Here is a 17,976-nt window from a genome sequence, read left to right on the forward strand (position 1 = left end):
ACAGGAGCTTTTCATGCCTATTACATCCTTGCTGGCCAACAAGCAGGTACAACTGCTGATGCCGCCGGCACTCCGCTATCGCTGCGTCATTTTTCTGCTGTTGCTGGTGAGCTGGAGCGTGGTGGCGGTCTCCTTGTGGGATGGTCGGGAGGGGATGGCGCTGCTCAACTGGGTCGGTACTCTCTTTGGCGGCATCATAGCACTGATGGTGGCCCTGCCGCGTAGCTGGCAACCGTGGCGGCTGGCAGAGCTTGGCTGGGATGAAGCTCATATCTATCTGCTCAATGGCAACAAGAACGAGGCGTTGGCGGTACCGCGCAGCCAGCTGGTTGCTCTCGAACAGGAGCGGCGGGTAGGCCACGATGGCCAGTGGCTCGATTTCAGTCTGGATCTGCAGTTGAGCGAGCCTGAACTTGCCGCTGCCATGGCACTGCTGGATCTCAAGGCGGGTGAGCTGCATCTGGTCAGTCCCTCTGTCTATCGCTTCGGGTTTAAACGGGCCTGGCATGGCCGCCGCGCTCTGCTGCTGCAGCTGGCGGCGTTGCAGTCAGCCTGAATAGACTATTTTCTCGACAATTCCCGGTAAAGCTCGGATACTGCCAGTGACTCGAATTGATCTTGTCTGCACTGTTCACCCAAGAGAACAATCACTTGAAAACAGTGTGGAGAGAGCCACGGCATGAAGCCATGGCAGGGCTGGCATAGGGGTTGTGCCCTTACCGTTATGCTGGTGATTGCATAGAGAAGGCACCTTGAATCGAGAGTGGATGGCATGAAGATTTACGTAGGTAATCTGTCGTACCGCATGACGGCCGACGAACTGAAAACTCTGTTCAGCCAGTTTGGACAGGTCGACAAGGTTGATATCATCATCGACCGCGATACGGGCCAGTCAAAGGGGTTTGGTTTCATTGAAATGCCGGCCAACGCTGACGCTGAAAAGGCGATTGCGGGCCTGCATGGCACTGAAGTTGGTGGGCGCACCGTAACGGTCAACCAGGCCAAACCGAAGACAGATGTCCCCCGTGGCCGCCCTCAGCAGCGCCATCGCTAAGGTGCCTCAGTAATGCAAAACGGCATGGGTTATCCCCATGCCGTTTTTGTTTCTGGTGGTTTTCGCCCGGATCAGGGGACGTCGTAACCGAGCGCAGCCTTGCGAATGCGAAACCACTGTTGACGATCAAGTTTGATGGACTCCGATGCAACGGCGGCAGCAATCCGTTCCCGCTTGCCTGAACCGATGAGCGGCAGCGGCTGGCTTGGCAGCATCATGACCCAGGCATAGACCACCTGTTCGATGGTCTGGGCTCCCACTTCTGCGCGGATCCGCTCAAGCTCCGCCCGCAGCGGCTCGCAAGCGTGATCGTTGAACAGCCGGCCACCGCCCAGGCATGACCATGCCATCGGTTTGATATTGAGCTGTTGGCATTGGTCCAGAGTGCCATCGAGCGTCCCCTCCTGATGCAGCGGCGAGATCTCCAGCTGATTGGTTACCAGCGGGAAGGGGAGGCGGGATTGCAGCAGTTCAAACTGGCGCGCGGTGAAGTTGGAGACCCCGGCATGCTTGATCTTGCCAGCCTGCTTCAGGGTGATGAAGGCATCGGCTACCTCATCGGCGTTCATCAGGGGATCCGGACGGTGGATCAGCAGCAGATCCAGATAGTCGGTGCCGAGTTTGTGCAGCGAGGCGTCGGCACTGGCGATGATATGGGCCTTGCCGGTGTTGTAGTGGTTGAGAGCGTGCTGCGGCTTGGTGGTGAGGGCGATACCGCATTTGGTGACGATCTCCATCCGGTCGCGCAGGGAAGGCTCAAGACGCAGAGCGTTGCCAAAGGCCTCCTCGCACTGGTAGCCACCGTAGATGTCGGCGTGATCGACAGTGGTAACGCCCAGATCCAGATGGTATTTCATCAGGTCTAGCAGGGCGGCCGGGGCGAGATGCCACTCCATCAGGCGCCAGTACCCCATGATGATGCGTGAAAAGCTGGGGCCTTGCGGATGCAGGCTGATGCGGGATACAGACATGGTTGACTCCTTGAAAGGTCAGAAGGATAAATAGCGGCTGTCGGCATCTTGGCCCCATGTCGCTGGCAAAGCAATAATGTGGGTTGGCACGGTTCGTACTTTAGTTCTGATTGGAGAGTGATAGATGGATGGGTTTGCCGAGCGGCTGCAGAGTCTCATCGGAGAGGGGAGCATCAGCGCTTTTGCCCGCAAGGTAGGATTGAGCGAGGCGCTGATCCGCAAATACCTGAAAGGGGCTGAGCCCGGGTTGGCGCGGGCCAACCAGATTGCGATGGGGGCCAACTGTTCGCTCGAATGGCTGGCAACCGGCTGCGGTTATCTCTATCGACAGGCTGAAGTTGTGGATAGAGAGGCGCTCGGGGCGGCGCAGCAACTGCTCCGGGAGCAGCAACCCGAGGCCGTGCTGCCGGATGAGGGGGCGCTGGTGATCCTGCTCGCCTACTACCAGTTTTTGCGCACCCATAAAAAGGGGGACGGGTTTCTCGATCTGGCGCTGGCCCGCGAGTTTGGTCGGCACATCGGAGAAGCTTAGGTGGGTTAACGAGCGGTGTTCAGGCCGGGTCACGGGCCGCGATTATTCTGATACGCTCTAAACAAATTCATGAACCAGGGAATGGCGATGAGTTATCTGATCCTCGGAAGCGGTGCGCTTGGCTCGGCGCTGGCAAGAGAGCTGATGGCAAGGGATGAGACTTTTCTGCTGGCTGGGCGCGACTATCCAAAAGGGCTTCCTGTCGGATCCTTTTTCCCGCTGCAGGAGGTTGACGTCATCTCGTTTGATGCGCTGTTTACGACCTATGATGTGGATCCGCTCCCCTCCGTCGTCATCAACACCATAGGTCTGCTCCATGATGCCCGCTCCATGCCGGAGCGACGGGTTGAGGAGGTCGTGCCCAAGTGGTTGTGTGACAGCCTGCTGGCCAATGCCTGGCCAACGCTGGCTTTGGCGGCGCGCCTGAGCCGGATGATGAAGGGTGATCACCAGGTCTGGCTCTGTGCCATCTCGGATCTGGCGGGCTCTATTACTGCCAACGAGTCGGGGGAGCGCTACAGCTATCGGATGAGCAAGGCGGCGCTCGATATGGGGGTGAAGACCCTTGCACTTGAGTGGGCGGGGCGTTTTGCACAGGCGGGGGTGATTGCGGTCGCGCCCGGCTTGATGGACTCTCCGATGAATGCTCCCTTTCTGGCTGAACTGCCTGCCGACCAGCTGCAGGATCCTGCCGAGGTGGCGAGCAAGCTGCTCAACCTGATCGATGGCTTGTCTTTGTCTCAATCGGGTCAGCTACTGGATCTCAATGGTCAGCAACTCCCCTGGTAAAGGGAGTTGCATGGCTATCTGTGCCCCCGTTTACCTCACATAATCCAGCCTCTCCCCTTGCCAAACAGGGGGGCCATGGCTAACGTCACTCTCCTGTTTCAGGAGGGATCTCATGCGCTATATCGATTTACGAAGTGATACGGTTACCCAGCCGACTGATGCCATGCGTCAGGCCATGCTCCATGCCGAAGTCGGTGACGATGTTTACGGCGAAGATCCGAGCGTCAATGCGCTGGAAGCATATGGGGCCAAGTTGCTTGGCAAGCAGGCTGCTCTGTTTGTGCCATCGGGAACCATGTCCAATCTGCTGGCGGTCATGAGCCATTGCCAGCGGGGTGAAGGCGCCATTCTTGGTGCTGGCGCCCATATCTACCGGTTTGAAGCGCAGGGGAGTGCGGTGCTCGGCTCTGTGGCGCTGCAACCGCTGCCCATGCAGCGTGATGGCACCCTGGCCTTCGACGACATCAAGGCTGCTCTGGCGCCAGACGATGCACATTTTGTCCAGACCCGGCTTATCTGTCTTGAGAACACCCATAATGGCAAGGTGCTACCACTCTCCTACCTGCAAGAGATGGGGGCCTTCGTTGCCAAGCATGGTCTGAAACTGCATCTCGACGGGGCCCGGCTGTTCAATGCGGCCGTTGCCAGCGATATCCCGGCGGAGGTTATTGCCGCGCCGTTTGACAGCATCTCGATTTGTCTTTCCAAGGGGCTGGGTGCCCCGGTGGGATCTCTGCTGGTCGGTGATCGTGACTTTATCGCCCGGGCACGTCGTCTGCGCAAAATGGTAGGTGGTGGCATGCGTCAGGCGGGGATGCTGGCACAAGCAGGCCTGTTTGCCCTCGAGCAACATGTTGCGCGCCTAGCTGATGATCATCGCCGAGCCAAACGGTTGGCTCAAGGGTTGGCTGCGCTGCCGGGCATTGAGCTGGATCTCTCGCTGGTACAGAGCAACATGGTATTTCTGCGCCTTGCCAAAGGGGAGCCGGCACAGCTGCTCGCTTTTATGAAGGAGCGGGGCATTCTCTTCTCCGGTTATGGCGAGCTGCGGCTGGTGACGCATCTGCAGATCAATGACGACGATATCGAAGAGGTTATCGATGCCTTTACCGAGTATCTCGGGGCACGTTGATAACGTTTGTTGATACAGACTCTCGTTTATAGCGAGACTTGTTTATATCGAAACAAAACAGGGCGCCGTGGCGCCCTGTTTTATTAGCCGTCCGGTCAAGCCTGCCGCTGGCCGCTCATCAGCATGGCTTCATCGGTGGCATCGTAGATCATCACCGCGATGTGGGTCACCTGACCACCGAAATCGGCGAGTGGCACCAGAGTCAGATTCTGGAACATATGGGGGGCCGAGCCGGTGATGGGGCGGTAGTTGGAGAAACGCAGCAGATAGGGTTTCTGTTCCCAGGTGCTGAAGGCGCGGTTGTTCAGCTTGAACACCATATTGGCCTTGCGCTCGAACCAGGCCCGATCCACATCGGGGAATAGGTCGAACAGCACGCCATCGCGGACTTCGCCAGCCAGCCGTCCGCTGTGGCTCTCCATAAAGCCGTTCCAAACCTGAACCTTGTACTCCTTGTCGAGCACCACCAATCCAACGTCCAAGTTCTGGACTATGTTCATCAACCAGTGAAATTCGCGGATTTCCATAGTCACTCCTAGAGCATGTGCATGATTTTGTTGTTCATGGTGGCGATGGAATCTTCGGTAAACAGCAGCAGCAGATCGCACTGTACCGCGTAATCCTGGATCCGGTAGTTGATCTCGATGGCCAGCGTGCGGCGCCAGCGGCTCTTGTTGGTGTTGATGAGCTCGTTGATGGGTCTGTGCTGGCCGAGTACCACCGGATGGCCCTGACTGAAGGGGGTGTCGAGCTGGTTGGCGTAGCCGCGCAGGAAGGCACCGATCAGCACGTTGGCGGTATCCATCAGCAGCTCCAGCTCGGCAGTGCGATCCAGCGTTCCCTGATGGTTCATCAGCTTGGCCAGATCCTTGAAGCTGGAGTCATGGAACAGGATCAGCGCTTCGCCTGCGATCCCCGCTCCGATAAAGCCCTGACACACGGCGGAGAGGGTATCCGAGTCGGCGGCGGCAGAGAGGGCCATATGCAACTCTGATACTTCCAGCACGTTGACGTTGGGGATCGGCAACACCACGAAGGCGTTGAGCAGCCGGGCCAGCAGGTCGGCGGCCTGGCCCATGGAGACGTTGGCCAGCTCCTGATAGACGTCGCGGATCTCCGGAGTGATCTTGACGCCTGCATCGGCGACGACGCCACCGGTTGGTGCCGTAGCCGTTGCGGCCGTGTTGCCTGGCTCTGCGCTCCAGAAACCGTGCTGTTTGAGCAGGGCAAGCAGGGTTTCGGGGGCTGCGGGTTTCTTGATGAAATCGAGCGCACCCAGTCCCATCACCCGTTGATAGGCCTCCGGCTGGATGTCACCGGAGACGACGATGACCTTGTTGCGCAGCCCTTCCCGCTGGAGGGTTTCCAGCACGCCATAACCATCCATTTCCGGCATGGTGAGGTCGAGAAAGATGAGGTCACCATGGCCCATCAGCACCTGCTCGATCCCTTCAAGACCATTGGCTGCATAGTGCAAGTCGACTTTCCAGTCGGCGGGGAGGGCCCGCGCCAACTGTTTGCGGGCGAACCCGGAGTCATCACAGATCAATACATTCATGGCGTTAGGCAGGCTCTGTTGGCAAGGAGTGCTATTAAGTGTGGCCCGCTAACGGTCAGATGCAATGGGTGAGGGTATCACCTTGTGAAAATTGATTGTCCCACTGTCTGTTGCGATAGCGCGCGGAATATTTTTCAACAAATTCAGCAAACATCTTAACACGCAACGGGGCGAACTGGTGCTGGCAGCAGAGCATGTAGAAGGGGCGATTGCCGGTTTGCCAGTCGGGCAGCACGGGGCGCAACTGCTCATCCTGCAAGAAGCTATGCACGTAGTGGAGCGGGGCATTGACGATCCCGAGGTGGCGTCTGGCGGCACGTACGGCAGCCTGCGTCTGGTTAACCGCCAGCTTGGCCCCCCGTTTGATGCAGACAAGCTGCCCCTCTTTGTCGGTCAGTTGCCAGTGCTGGTGGGGCCAGCAGTAGATGAGATCGTGCTCTTCCAGCTGATTGGGGTGAGCTGGAGTCCCTTTTTTAGCCAGATAGAGCGGTGAGGCAAAGAGCCCGTACTCGATATGGCCAAGACAGCGCGCATTGGGCAGTGATTGGGGCAGCTCACCGTTGAAGAAAACTAGGTCCCGGTCGTTATCGAACAGGTGCTGGTGATCGTTGGTCTGGGAGATCTCGAATTGCACCGCGGGATAGTGCAACCCGAACTCGGCCAGCATATCGATCAGGATGGTATTGGAGAGGGCGATGGGCGCAGCAATCCGGATAATGCCGGAGATGTCGGCCTCTTTGCCCCGGATCTCGCCGGTGGCCTGTTCGATTTCGCCAAGCGGGGTGCAGAGGCGCTCATAGTAGCGCAGCCCCTCGTCGGTCATCCGAAGTTTGCGGGTCGAGCGGTGTAGCAGGGAACATCCCAAGTGCTCTTCAAGCTGGGATATGCGTCGACTGATGGTGCCTGTTGGCATGCCCAGTGCGGCTGCGGCGTGGGAGAAACCTCCCTCTTGCACCACCTTGACGAACAGGTAGAACTCTTCGATGTGCTTCATAAACGCTGTTCTTGGTGTAACAAGGGGGCCACCTTAAAAAGAGCATTCAGGGTTGGCAAGCGTAATTCAGCGTTTAATTGATCTGGGTTCGATTTCTATTGATACTATTTTGTTACTCACTTATAGGTAGTGTGAAGTCCGGCTGCTGGTACGGGCAGGAGAGGTTAGTTTCGCTGGGTGCTGATTGGCGATACAAGGATGTGCTGATCTGCAAAACAGCCGTTATCTCTTGCCAGAAACTGCAACCGGTGGGTGACAGAGGGGATGATCGCTCCCTCTGGTCGGCTATTTTCCGTCGCAAGAAAATGTGAGCCAGGTCATATATTCGCAGTTTGGTCTCTTTTCAAACATCACCTGAATTTATGAACCGACATTTTGCCGTCATTGCTTCATTTTTGCACATGCTGGCGTCTTTTTGTCTGTTTAACCATCCGCTTGGTTAATTAATGAAAGTTTTATCGCAGAGTAGAGAGAGAGTTATTGTTTTTGATTAGTTTGTTGATAGTAAAGATATTGTATTGAATTGAAAAATTGACATGTATGGTCTCGAGTGGGTAACTCTTAGTGCTTGTTTTATCTGAGAAAAAAAGATAAAAATCGAGCAGACAATGTTTTTTGACAGAGTGAGCTTCGGATTGCGTCATTGCCTGTAATTCAAGATATGCTGCTCTGTCGTCGATATATGAAATGGTTTTCCTGCTCTTGACTAGGTTAGTGAGATACGAGTCGAGAGATATTTGCATCTTGCATTCTGCCTGTGGCAGCTTGCGTGATCCGTTTTCCGGTGGCCAGTGACCCTTCCGCATGAATGACATTAACCAGATGAATACGCTTGATGAACGGTTACTGAAAACCATGGACGTGCTGCATACACCGATCTGGGTGTATGACATCGAGCATCACCATATTTTCTGGGCAAACCGTGCCGCACTCTTGGTGTGGGAGGCAGCCTCCCTCGATGAGTTATGCGCGCGGGATTTCTCTGCCGATATGGCAACCGCTATCGATCTGCTGTTGCAGCGCTATCTCGGCGATTTTCAGCTGGGGCGCAGCTACAACGAGTGGTGGACCCTATCTCCAAAAGGGATAAAGAAGCAGATTTATCTGCGTCTTTCCGGGGTGCAGATCGCGGGGCGTTTGATGATGATGACCGAGGCGGTGCTCGACTCGGATACCCTCTATCAGGAATCTTCTCTGGCGACTGGCGATACCCTGGCCTGTCTGTTTGACAGCAAAGGGGCGTTCGAGAGTGGCAATTACCACTTCGAGATGTGCTTTGGCCACCGGATCACCCAGCTCTCCCAGGTTTTTGCCAACAAGGATGGCGGCTTTTACCAGAAGCTGTCCCGTCTTGATGAGGTGGTGACCGAGGGGGAGTGCCGCACCCTCAAGGGGATGCGCTGGTTCCAGTATCAGTTCCGTTACATCCAGCAAGGGGCGCGGATCCTGCTCACCATGCGGGATATCACCGATCGCAAACTCGAAGAGCTGGAGCATCGCCACCTTGCCTGGCACGACTCGTTGACCGGATTGCTCAACCGCTATGGCTTGATGAAATCCCTCGAGGCTTATTGCGGCCTGGGTGAGCGTTTCGCGCTGGTCTTCATGGATCTGGATAACTTCAAGCTGGTCAACGACAACTACGGCCACAAGGCGGGCGATCGCCTGCTGGAGCGGGTCGCCGGTCGCCTCAAGCAGATTTGCCCGCGAGATGTGGAGTTGGCGCGCCTTGGTGGAGACGAGTTTACTGCGCTGGTACCGCTTGGCAGCAACGGTGAAAGGGCTCAGGAAATCGCCGATCAGATGCTCTCCCAGATGACGCGCCCGCTGCAACTGAGCGGCCTGCCGGAAGTGACCATTGGCGGCAGTATCGGTATTGCCATCTATCCCGATGACGCGGATGACGGTGACAACCTGATCACCCGGGCCGATATGGCCATGTATCAGGCCAAGCAGATGGGACGGTTGCGCTGGCAGCGTTTTACTCCCAGCATGCAGCAGACCCTGCAGCGCAAGTTGAACCTCAAGCAGTTCCTGGCCAAGGCAATTGGCCGACAGGAGCTGAGTCTCTGTTACCAGCCGCAGGTGGATACAGCAAAAGGCGCGTTGATTGGCTACGAAGCGCTGCTGCGCTGGTACAACCCGATACTGGGTCATGTCTCGCCTGTGGAGTTTATTCCGCTGGCCGAGGAGATGGGGCTGATCCGCGAGATCGGCAGCTGGGTGCTTGGCACAGCACTGGCTCAGGTGGCGCAGTGGGAAAAGCAGTTTGGCAAGCGAGTGCCCGTTTCGGTGAATCTCTCCGGTTTCCAGCTATCTTCCTCGTTGCCGGTGCAGGTGCGTCAGCAGCTTGAGCTGTATGGCGTTGAGGCATCACTCCTGACTCTGGAGCTGACCGAAACCGTATTGATGCTCGATATGAAGGGGTGTCTCGGTATTCTGGATGCCTTGAGCGATCAGGGGATCAATATCGCCATCGACGACTTCGGCACTGGCTACTCATCACTGGCCTACCTTAATCGGCTGCCTATCGACACCATCAAGCTGGATCGCTCCTTTGTGGTCGGGCTCAATCTGCCGGTGATCCGGGCGACAGCCGCCATGGCTACCAGCCTTGGTCTCGGCATCATGGCCGAAGGTGTAGAGGATCCACATGAGCTTGATGCGCTGCAGACTCAGGGGTGCCATGTGTTCCAGGGCTATCTCTTCAGCAAGCCGCTGACGGTGGCGCAAGTCGAGGAGAGCGGCTTTGTGGTCGAGTGTCCGGTAGGGCGTTATCCACTGGTCAGCATTTGAATGGCAGGATAGTGAATGTGCGTCAGGCCACAATTTGGCATTTTATATTGAATTAATTAATCTAAATTAATCGATTCTTTGCAGTGCGTCATGGGTGTTGACGGTAAGGATTGCTAGCATGCGGCCTCATTTCTAGGGAAAGGAGTATCGCAATAATGAGTCATGCTGCAACCAAGGCCCGCCCGGCCAGCCCACCCAGTGGCTGGCTGAACCGTTTCCTCAATGGCGTCGAGAAAGCCGGGAACAAGTTACCCGACCCCGCCATGCTGTTTCTCTACGCCCTGCTGATCGTCTGGATCGGCTCCTGGGTGTTGTCCCAATTCCAGTTTGATCTGGTCAATCCCCGTACTGGCGAAGCGGTCGTGGTCAACAACCTGCTGACCGGCGCCGGTCTGGCCGAGTTTCTCTCCACCATGGTTACGACCTTTACCGGCTTTGCCCCGTTAGGCATCGTGCTGGTGGCTATGCTGGGGGTTGGGGTGGCCGAGCAGTCCGGTTTCATCAATACCGGCCTGAAAAAGCTGCTGAAAGTGACCCCGGCCCGTTTCCTCACCCCCATGTTGATCCTGGTGGCCATCGTCAGTCATACCGCAGCGGATGCGGGTTATGTGCTGGTGATCCCCATTGGCGGCATTATCTTCCACGCCGCGGGTCGTCATCCGCTGGCGGGTATCGCTGCCGCGTTTGCCGGTGTTTCAGGCGGTTTTGCCGCCAACTTCCTGCCATCCGGTGGCGATGCCTTGCTGCAGGGCTTTACCCAGTCTGCTGCCCAGATCCTTGACCCCGAGTACATGGTCAATACCCTGTGCAACATCATCTTTACCGGTGCATCCTCCCTGTTGATCATCTGCGTCGGCTGGTTTGTCACCGAGAAGGTGGTGGAGCCCCGTCTCAAGCATGTCGCGCTCAACGACGATCTGGAGAGTGCCGACGATATGGGCCGCTATACAGCTCAGGAGAGCCGTGCTTTCAACTGGGCCGGTTTTGCCATGCTGGCTGCCATCGTGCTGCTGGCGCTGGCGCTCTCCCCGAGCGATTCACCGCTGCGTGCTGCCGATGGTTCTCTGACCACCTTTGCCGCCCCCGTGATGAAGTCCATCGTGCCGCTCATCTTCCTGCTCTTTATCCTGCCGGGGATTGTCTACGGCTTCGTGGCGGGCAACTTCAAGAGTGGCAAGGATGTGATCGACGCCATGTCGGCCACCATGAACAAGATGGGCTCCTACATGGTGATGGCCTTCTTCTGCGCGCTCTTCATCAAGGCGTTTGGCGATTCCAATCTGGGCACCCTGCTGGCCCTTTCCGGTGCCGAGGTGCTCCATGCACTGGCGTTGCCCGGTGAAATCACCATTGTCGGAATGATCCTGCTGACTGCGACCGTCAATCTGGTGGTGGGGTCGGCATCCGCCAAGTGGGCGCTGATCAGCCCCATTCTGGTGCCGATGCTGATGGCTGTCGGGATCTCCCCCGAGCTGACCCAAGCGGCATACCGTGTTGGTGATTCCGCTTCCAACATCATCACCCCGTTGATGGTCTTCTTCCCGCTGGTGGTGGTCTATTGCCAGCAGTATGTGAAGAGCACCGGGATCGGCACTCTGGTCTCCATGATGCTGCCTTACTCGCTGGCCTTCCTGGTGAGCTGGACCATCTTCCTGCTGCTCTACTGGGCGCTTGGCTTCCCGCTCGGGTTGCAAGCACCGTATGTCTATCCGGCCCCCTGAGCGGGGTATGCGAGGGAGCCTTGGGCTCCCTCGTTTTTTTCGCTATGGTGTTACCTCACTCTGGAGGTGCCATGAATCAGACCATCGATCTTATCCTTTCCCATCGCTCCATTCGTCAGTTCACTGCCGAGCCCATCAGTTCGCAGCAGCTGGACGCCATTCTGGCCGCCGCCCAGTCGGCATCGACCTCAAGTTTTCTGCAGGTGACCAGCATCATTCGGGTGACCGGGCCTGAAGCTCGCAAGCAGCTGGCACAGCTGGCAGGCAATCAGCCCTATGTTGAACAAGCGGCGGAGTTTCTGGTGTTTTGCGCCGATTACCACCGCCACAGCCAGATAGTGCCAGATGCCCAGACCGGCTATGCGGAGCAGCTGCTGATCGGTGCCATCGACGGTGCCATCATGGGGCAAAATGCCCTGCTGGCGGCGCAGTCGCTGGGGCTGGGCGGGGTTTATATCGGTGGTCTGCGCAACCATCCGGCCGAGGTGAGCGAGCTGCTGGGCTTGCCTGATCGGGTGATCCCGCTCTTTGGCCTCTGCCTCGGTCATCCTGCCCAGCAGCCTGAGCAGAAACCACGTTTGCCACGGGCACTGGTGGTGCATCAGGAGCGCTATCAGCGCGAGCTGGATCGCGACTTGCTGGCTCACTACGATCAGCTGATTGAGGCCTACTATCAGGCTCGCAGCAGCAACAACAAGCAACAGACCTGGAGCGGCCAGATCCGCGCCATCCTGACCAAGGAGTCCCGTCCTTTTATGCTGGGCTTCCTGCAATCCCGAGGCTTTAACCTCAAGTAATGAGCCTGATGGGCGATACTAAAAGGGAGCGTGCATCTTGTGCGCTCCCTCTTGATCCTGCCATCTCTCCGGGAGCTGCCGCCCAGCTTGGTGACAAATCGTGGGCAAGGGGGGATCTGCAGGCTACCTTAAGTGGGTAAGCTGTTGTAGGATCACGCAATTGGATTGGGACAGGGGTTTGAACATCCTATGATTTTAACTTTGGTATTGCTGTCTATTGGCGCACTCCTGTTTTTGGTTATCGCCTATAACGTGGTGCAGCAATATAAGCAGAAAGCTGAGTCGGATAAGCGCCACGCGGTTGCCAGACACAAAACGGTGGCTGACGAGACCGAAGAGGTGCTGCTGAACGTCAATCTGGTGCCCTTTTCCAAAAACATGGTGCTGCTGATGCAACACCGCATTCTGGATGCCTATCGCGCTATTGCCCAGGTGATGCCAAACAGCCAGATCAAGCAGCGCATCGTTGATGTGCAGACCCAGATCAAGAATGTGCAGGAGAACTACAGCGCGCAGGATGAGGGGCACTTCAAGACGCCCGAGTCCGATCGCCAGGCCATCCAGATGCTGCAGCTGGTCAAGAAGATGCGGGCCGTGCTGCGGGTCGAGCACAACAAGGGCAAGATTGATCCACAAGGGTTTGCCCAGGAAGATCGCCGCCTCGAGCTGATGCAGCTGAAGATCAATATCTCGAATCTGGTCAAGCGGGCGATGGACGCCCGTATTCAGGGCCAGTACGGCACTTGCCGCCAGCTCTACACCAAAGGGCTCTCCGCCATGGCCAGTGTAGTGGACAAGGATCCCTATCTGCTGGCTCGTGAAGAGGATATGCGGCAGGGGCTCAAGGAGCTCGAAGAGCTGCAGCAGCAAAACAGCGCGCAGGATCTGCAAAACATCAAGGACAAGGAAGCCGACGAGCTCGATGTCCTGTTTCAACCCAAGAAGAAATGGTAAGCATGTCTCACCCACTCGATTCTACTTTGGGGCCGATGGCCCCTTTTGTTGCCCGGTTGTTGGCTGAATTGGCCGAATGTGGCCTCTCTTTCACTGAACCTCACATCGACCACCTCTGCTATCGTGCCGCCACCTTGCCCGAATATCAGCACCTCGACGAACTCTTGTCAGGGGCAGGGGAGTTGCTGGTGGAAGGGATGATTGGTGGTCGTCCCATCGCTACTTATCAGCTGCATCAGCCAGTACAGGTCGGAGCGGTACGCGTTCCCTGCATCGAGCTGGCCGCGCCCAAACCGGGCCGCACTCATCAGGCCGGGCTTGAGCATATCGAGCTGGTGGTGCCTTCCCTTCAGACACTGGTGGAGTGCCATCCCGAGCTTCCCTTTAAAACCGGCAACATGCTGGATAGTCGCAATCCCGATGTGGCGCTGATGCTGCCTTCCGGGCAGATCAAGTTTCACCTGCGCCCGCTGGCCGAGGTGATCGCCGAAGAGGTGGCGACAGGTGCAGTGGTGGCGGTACCTGACGACTATTTCGAGACCCACTAAGGGCTTGGAAGATTGATATCGGTAGATAGAGAGGGGCACCCGGGGGACCCTCTCTTCTTATTTGTGTTTACGCGAAGTGGTGAGGCGTCAGCCCATGCTCGCCGCGTTGTTTCAGGCGGCCTAGCCAGATCCCAAGGCCTGCGGTCAGGATCAGCACCAGCTCGATCCCCAGCACCAGCCCGCCCAGTCCTCCCTTCTCCCAGAAGGGATGGAGGTAGAGCCCCCCCAGACTGGCGCCCAGATAGTAGGCCACCAGATAGAGGGAGGAGGCGAGCGCCCGATTGTGTTCGACATGGTGGCCGACCCAGGCGCTGGCACAAGCGTGCGCCATGAAAAAACCGAAGCTCGAGATGAGCAGGCCGCTCAAAATGGCGGGCAGAGTGCCTTGCAGCAAGCAGAGGCTACCGAGCGCCATGAGGGCAATGCCGCCAAGCAACATGCGCTGTGCTCCCCAGCGATTGGCGCAGCGACCGCTGAGAGAAGAGGCGACCGTACCCGAGAGATAGGTGAGAAAGAGCATGCCGAGCCACTGGGTCGGCAGGGAGAAGGGGGGCTTGGCCAGCAAAAAGGTGAGATAGCTGAACTGGTTCAAAAAGACCATGAAGTTGAGCCCGCCAATCAGATAGGCCCCCACCAGCAGCGGGTTGGTCAGATGACCACGCAGGGCGAGGGCAAACTGGCCCGGAGCCGGATTGACGGGAACAAAACGAGCCTGTTTTGGCAGTAGCCAGAAGACCAGCGGCAAGAGCGACAGGCTGATCACGCCGACCCCGAGGAAGGTGTGTTGCCAGTCGCCAAACCAGCCGGCCAGCAGCCCGCCCACCACGCGCCCCGCGATCCCACCAAGGGAGTTGGCGGCGATATAGACTCCGACCGCCGAGAGCAGTGCCCGCTTGCTGAACTCCTCGCCCATATAGGCGATAGCTGTTGCCGGCAGGCCCGCAAGCAGCGCGCCTTGCAGCACGCGCAGTATGAGCAGGGTGCGAAACTGTTCGACGAGAGGGATCAGCAGGGAGAGCAGGATGGCCAGGGTGAGGGTTCCCAGCATGATCTGGCGACGGCCATGGCGATCCGCCAGTCGGGCACAGAGCAGCAGGGAGGTAGCCAGCCCGGCGGTACAGCCCGCCAGCGTCCAGCTGGCGGCGAGCGAGTTGACCGAGAAGACCTGAGCCAGCAGCGGGAGCAGGGGATGAGTTTGATAGAGATTGAGAAAGACCAGAAAGGATCCCAGGCTGAGCGCCAGGGTGGCGCGTATCCATTCACGACTACCGGCTTCGATCATTGCATATCGTCCTGACCATTTTTCATCAGGGTAAGGCACGCATAGATATAAATATAATATATTTAAGTTATCCATCTCATAAGATGAATTGATACATGGACCTGAAACAACTCACCTATCTGCTGGCGGTCAGGGATGCCGGCTCTTTTACCCGGGCGGCCAACAGCCTGCATGTGGCCCAGCCCGCCATCAGTATGGCCATTGCCAAGCTGGAGCAGCAGCTTGAGCTGCGCCTGTTCGACCGTCAGGACAGGTCGGTACGGCTGACGCCGGAGGGGGAGGTGCTCTGTCGCCACGCCGAGCGTCTGTTGTTGCAGATGCACCAGGCTGAGGCCGAGATGGCTGAGCTCAAGGGGCTGGAACGGGGGGAGGTGCGTATCGGGATCCCCTACATGATGGGTTCTTACTACTTTCCTTCGCGCCTGATGGCTTTCAAACACCGCTATCCCGGGCTCAAGATCCGGGTGGAGGAGGCGGGCACCCGGGAGCTGCTGAGCCGGATGGTGGATGGCACTCTGGATCTCGCCATCCTGATCACCAGTGATCTGCCCCCGGCCATTGAAGGGGCCCATCTGCTGAGCGAAGAGATGCTGATGGTGGTGGGGGAGGATCATCCGCTGCGCGGCGCAGCATCCGTCACGCTCGCCCAGTTCTTTACTCAGGAGCTGGCACTGTTCCGGCGTGGCTTTTACCACCGGGAGCACATGGAGGCGCTGGCACAGAAGCTGGGGGTTGAGCCCGACATCGCCTTCGAGAGCAACCTGATCCCCCTGCTCAAGGCGGTGGTGCGTCAGGGTTTTGCCGTGACCACCTTTTTGCGGATGGTGCTGGAGGAGGAGCCGGATTTGTGCGGCGTGCCTTTCGAACCTCCGATTTTTCTCGATCTCTGCGTAGCGTGGCGACGGGGTGATCCGCTCTCCATGGCCAACCGTGCCCTGCGCGATTTCTTGCTCAAAGATCGCCCAGCCTGATGGGGCCGGGCCGTGTCGACAGTGGGCTGGCAAAAGTTGATTACTATTAGTGGTGTCTCCGCCAGAGGATTGCGCCATGAAGCTGCAGCAACTGCGTTATATCGTCGAAGTGGCGAATCACGGCCTTAATCTGTCGGCGACAGCCGAGAGCCTCTATACCTCCCAGCCCGGGATCAGCAAGCAGGTACGGATGCTAGAAGATGAGCTTGGCATCCAGATCTTCGAGCGAAGCGGCAAGCATCTGACCCGGATCACCCCGATCGGTCAGGAGGTGATCAAGGTCGCGACCGACGTGCTGGAGAAGGCGGCAACCATCAAGACGATGGCGAGGGCTCATATCCACCCGGAACAGGGACAGCTCACCGTCGCCGCGACCCATCTGCAAGCCCGCTATATCCTGCCTGACCTAATCAAGGGGTTTGTCGCCCGTTTTCCCAAGGTGACGCTCACCCTGATGCAGGGAGATGCAGCAACATGTTGCAGTGCCCTGCAAAGCGGTAGCGCTCAACTGATGTTGCTTGATGATATCGAAGATCATCACGACGAGGGCTTACTGATCCTGCCGAGCTTTCGCTGGCTGCGGGGGCTGGTGGTGCCGGCGGGCCATCCTGTGGCGGCACGCTCGCCGAGTTCACTGGCTGACTTGGGCAATGTGGCGCTGATCAGTGACGGACGATCATTGGCACCCACGTCAGCCCATGAGGAGCATCGCATAGCCTGTCTGGCCCGTGACAGCGACGTGCTGAAAACCTATGTCAGGCAGGGGATGGGGTTTGGCATCATGGCAATGCTGGCCCGGGAAACGGGTCGCGATGATGATCTGGTGATGAAGGCGCTGCCCGATCTGCCGGCCGGTATGGCGGCAATTGGCCTGCGCAGAGGGGCATTTGTACCGGCTTATCTTTATGATTTCATTGCGCGGCTTGTACCGACGCTCAGCCATGAGCGGCTTGATGAGTATCTTGCCGCACCTAATCAGCGGGAGTGGCAGGCGCTGCTGGCCACCTTGCCCGAGCGCTGAGAAGCGCTCTAGTACAAATAAAAAAACGCCTCCACAGGGAGGCGTTTTTCATTGCCGGTCAGCATCTCTGTCAGCCAACATCACTTTTTCAACATGTGATCCAGTTTGCTGGCCTTGGTCGAGAGGTAGAATTCGTTGTGGGGATTGCGCCCCTCCTGCAGGGGAACTCGCTCGGCCACCGGAATGCCAAAGGATTCCATCGCCTTCATCTTGCGCGGGTTGTTGGTCATCAGCTTGAGGGATTGCACCTCCAGCTGTTTGAGCATGTCGGCACAGATGGTGTAGTCGCGCATGTCGGCGGCAAAGCCGAGCGCTACGTTGGCCTCAACGGTATCGGCGCCCTGATCTTGCAGGTGATAGGCGCGGATCTTGTTCAAAAGGCCGATACCGCGACCCTCCTGACGGACATACAACAGCACGCCACGGCCCGCCTTTGCGATGTTCTCCAATGCGGCTTGCAGCTGGAAACCGCAATCACAGCGCAAGCTGAACAGGGCGTCGCCGGTCAGACATTCGGAGTGAATACGCCCGAGAACGGCTTCAGCACCAGTGATATCGCCCATCACCAGGGCTGCGTGATCCTTGCCTGTGCCGGTTTCCTGAAAACCTACCAGCGTGAAGGTGCCCCAAGGGGTTGGCAACTTGGATTTGGCCACTAGGGTAACGCTGCTCATAGGTTGCTCCTTACTACAACTGCTCAGAAAAAGGGGCCCAGTTTAGCGCGCCTTCTGGATGACGACCATAAGAACAAGTCCCCGCATTGATTAATGAAATAGTGAAGCAAATCAACAGATGGTGTCATTGGCATCCCTATTTTCCCCTTTTGCGCAAATCTGGTGACAGATAACTGCCAGCG

18 protein-coding genes are annotated in these 17,976 nt (G+C 57.6%); 12 read left to right on the forward strand and 6 right to left on the reverse strand.

All coding sequences use genetic code 11. The features are described from left to right. The first annotated feature begins 13 nt into the window (after positions 1-13). Positions 14-556, forward strand: a complete 543-nt coding sequence (locus AAHA41_RS17860) for a hypothetical protein (protein ID WP_323069848.1) — start codon at positions 14-16, stop codon at positions 554-556. 216 nt (positions 557-772) lie between these two features. Beyond that, positions 773-1,054, forward strand: a complete 282-nt coding sequence (locus tag AAHA41_RS17865; RefSeq protein ID WP_323069849.1) for an RNA-binding protein — start codon at positions 773-775, stop codon at positions 1,052-1,054. Between the two features lie 71 nt (positions 1,055-1,125). On the opposite strand, the gene AAHA41_RS17870 is transcribed toward AAHA41_RS17865, so the two are convergent. Then, the gene (locus tag AAHA41_RS17870) at positions 1,126-2,025 is read right to left on the reverse strand and encodes an aldo/keto reductase family oxidoreductase (protein WP_323069850.1); all 900 of its coding nucleotides are present in this window, start codon (positions 2,023-2,025) and stop codon (positions 1,126-1,128) included. A gap of 124 nt (positions 2,026-2,149) precedes the next feature. On the opposite strand from AAHA41_RS17870, the gene AAHA41_RS17875 reads away from it, so the two are divergent. From AAHA41_RS17875 to ltaE, 3 genes are all read left to right on the forward strand, one after another. Further along, positions 2,150-2,557, forward strand: a complete 408-nt coding sequence (locus AAHA41_RS17875; protein ID WP_156852590.1) for an XRE family transcriptional regulator — start codon at positions 2,150-2,152, stop codon at positions 2,555-2,557. Between the two features lie 87 nt (positions 2,558-2,644). After that, positions 2,645-3,346 carry a short-chain dehydrogenase gene (locus AAHA41_RS17880; protein ID WP_041207886.1) on the forward strand — a complete coding sequence of 234 codons (702 nt, stop codon included), beginning with the start codon at positions 2,645-2,647 and terminating at the stop codon, positions 3,344-3,346. 112 nt (positions 3,347-3,458) lie between these two features. Further along, the gene (gene ltaE / locus AAHA41_RS17885; protein ID WP_323069851.1) at positions 3,459-4,478 is read left to right on the forward strand and encodes a low-specificity L-threonine aldolase; all 1,020 of its coding nucleotides are present in this window, start codon (positions 3,459-3,461) and stop codon (positions 4,476-4,478) included. Positions 4,479-4,573: 95 nt separating this feature from the next. Here the strand turns inward: ltaE and AAHA41_RS17890 are convergent, their stop codons facing one another. From AAHA41_RS17890 to AAHA41_RS17900, 3 genes are read right to left on the reverse strand one after another with little or no spacing between them, the layout of a single operon-like run. Next, on the reverse strand, positions 4,574-5,005 hold the full coding sequence (locus AAHA41_RS17890; RefSeq protein WP_033114543.1) for a PAS domain-containing protein: 432 nt from the start codon (positions 5,003-5,005) through the stop codon (positions 4,574-4,576). Positions 5,006-5,013: 8 nt separating this feature from the next. Further along, on the reverse strand, positions 5,014-6,036 hold the full coding sequence (locus tag AAHA41_RS17895; RefSeq protein WP_201966070.1) for a response regulator: 1,023 nt from the start codon (positions 6,034-6,036) through the stop codon (positions 5,014-5,016). A gap of 55 nt (positions 6,037-6,091) precedes the next feature. Then, positions 6,092-7,030, reverse strand: a complete 939-nt coding sequence (locus tag AAHA41_RS17900) for a LysR family transcriptional regulator (protein WP_041207450.1) — start codon at positions 7,028-7,030, stop codon at positions 6,092-6,094. Positions 7,031-7,885: 855 nt separating this feature from the next. Between AAHA41_RS17900 and AAHA41_RS17905 the strand changes: the two genes are divergently transcribed. The 5 genes from AAHA41_RS17905 to AAHA41_RS17925 all read left to right on the forward strand — a co-directional run bounded on the left by AAHA41_RS17905 (position 7,886) and on the right by AAHA41_RS17925 (position 13,846). Beyond that, positions 7,886-9,826, forward strand: coding sequence for an EAL domain-containing protein (locus AAHA41_RS17905; RefSeq protein ID WP_323069853.1), 1,941 nt, complete (start codon positions 7,886-7,888; stop codon positions 9,824-9,826). Positions 9,827-9,981: 155 nt separating this feature from the next. After that, positions 9,982-11,547 (forward strand): AbgT family transporter, encoded by a 1,566-nt coding sequence (locus tag AAHA41_RS17910; RefSeq protein WP_323070856.1) that lies wholly within the window; start codon positions 9,982-9,984, stop codon positions 11,545-11,547. 71 nt (positions 11,548-11,618) lie between these two features. Further along, entirely contained in the window at positions 11,619-12,344 is a 726-nt protein-coding gene (gene nfsA, locus AAHA41_RS17915) for an oxygen-insensitive NADPH nitroreductase (RefSeq protein ID WP_323070857.1), read from the forward strand. A 189-nt stretch (positions 12,345-12,533) separates the two neighbouring features. Then, a complete protein-coding gene (locus AAHA41_RS17920; RefSeq protein WP_041207454.1) occupies positions 12,534-13,298 on the forward strand; it encodes a hypothetical protein in 765 nt (254 codons plus the stop codon). Beyond that, positions 13,292-13,846, forward strand: a complete 555-nt coding sequence (locus AAHA41_RS17925; protein WP_323070858.1) for a VOC family protein — start codon at positions 13,292-13,294, stop codon at positions 13,844-13,846. Before AAHA41_RS17920 ends, AAHA41_RS17925 begins: the two co-directional genes overlap by 7 nt. 67 nt (positions 13,847-13,913) lie before the next feature. On the opposite strand, the gene AAHA41_RS17930 is transcribed toward AAHA41_RS17925, so the two are convergent. Continuing rightward, positions 13,914-15,128, reverse strand: a complete 1,215-nt coding sequence (locus AAHA41_RS17930; protein WP_323070859.1) for an MFS transporter — start codon at positions 15,126-15,128, stop codon at positions 13,914-13,916. 95 nt (positions 15,129-15,223) lie between these two features. Between AAHA41_RS17930 and AAHA41_RS17935 the strand changes: the two genes are divergently transcribed. Further along, a complete protein-coding gene (locus AAHA41_RS17935; RefSeq protein ID WP_323070860.1) occupies positions 15,224-16,099 on the forward strand; it encodes a LysR substrate-binding domain-containing protein in 876 nt (291 codons plus the stop codon). Positions 16,100-16,175: 76 nt separating this feature from the next. Then, positions 16,176-17,120, forward strand: a complete 945-nt coding sequence (locus tag AAHA41_RS17940; protein WP_323070861.1) for a LysR substrate-binding domain-containing protein — start codon at positions 16,176-16,178, stop codon at positions 17,118-17,120. An 80-nt stretch (positions 17,121-17,200) separates the two neighbouring features. On the opposite strand, the gene ribA is transcribed toward AAHA41_RS17940, so the two are convergent. Then, positions 17,201-17,794 carry a GTP cyclohydrolase II gene (gene ribA, locus AAHA41_RS17945; protein ID WP_323070862.1) on the reverse strand — a complete coding sequence of 198 codons (594 nt, stop codon included), beginning with the start codon at positions 17,792-17,794 and terminating at the stop codon, positions 17,201-17,203. Positions 17,795-17,976 lie beyond the last annotated feature (182 nt).

This window comes from Aeromonas sp. SER (genome assembly GCF_038739615.1).
GTDB lineage: Bacteria > Pseudomonadota > Gammaproteobacteria > Enterobacterales > Aeromonadaceae > Aeromonas > Aeromonas jandaei.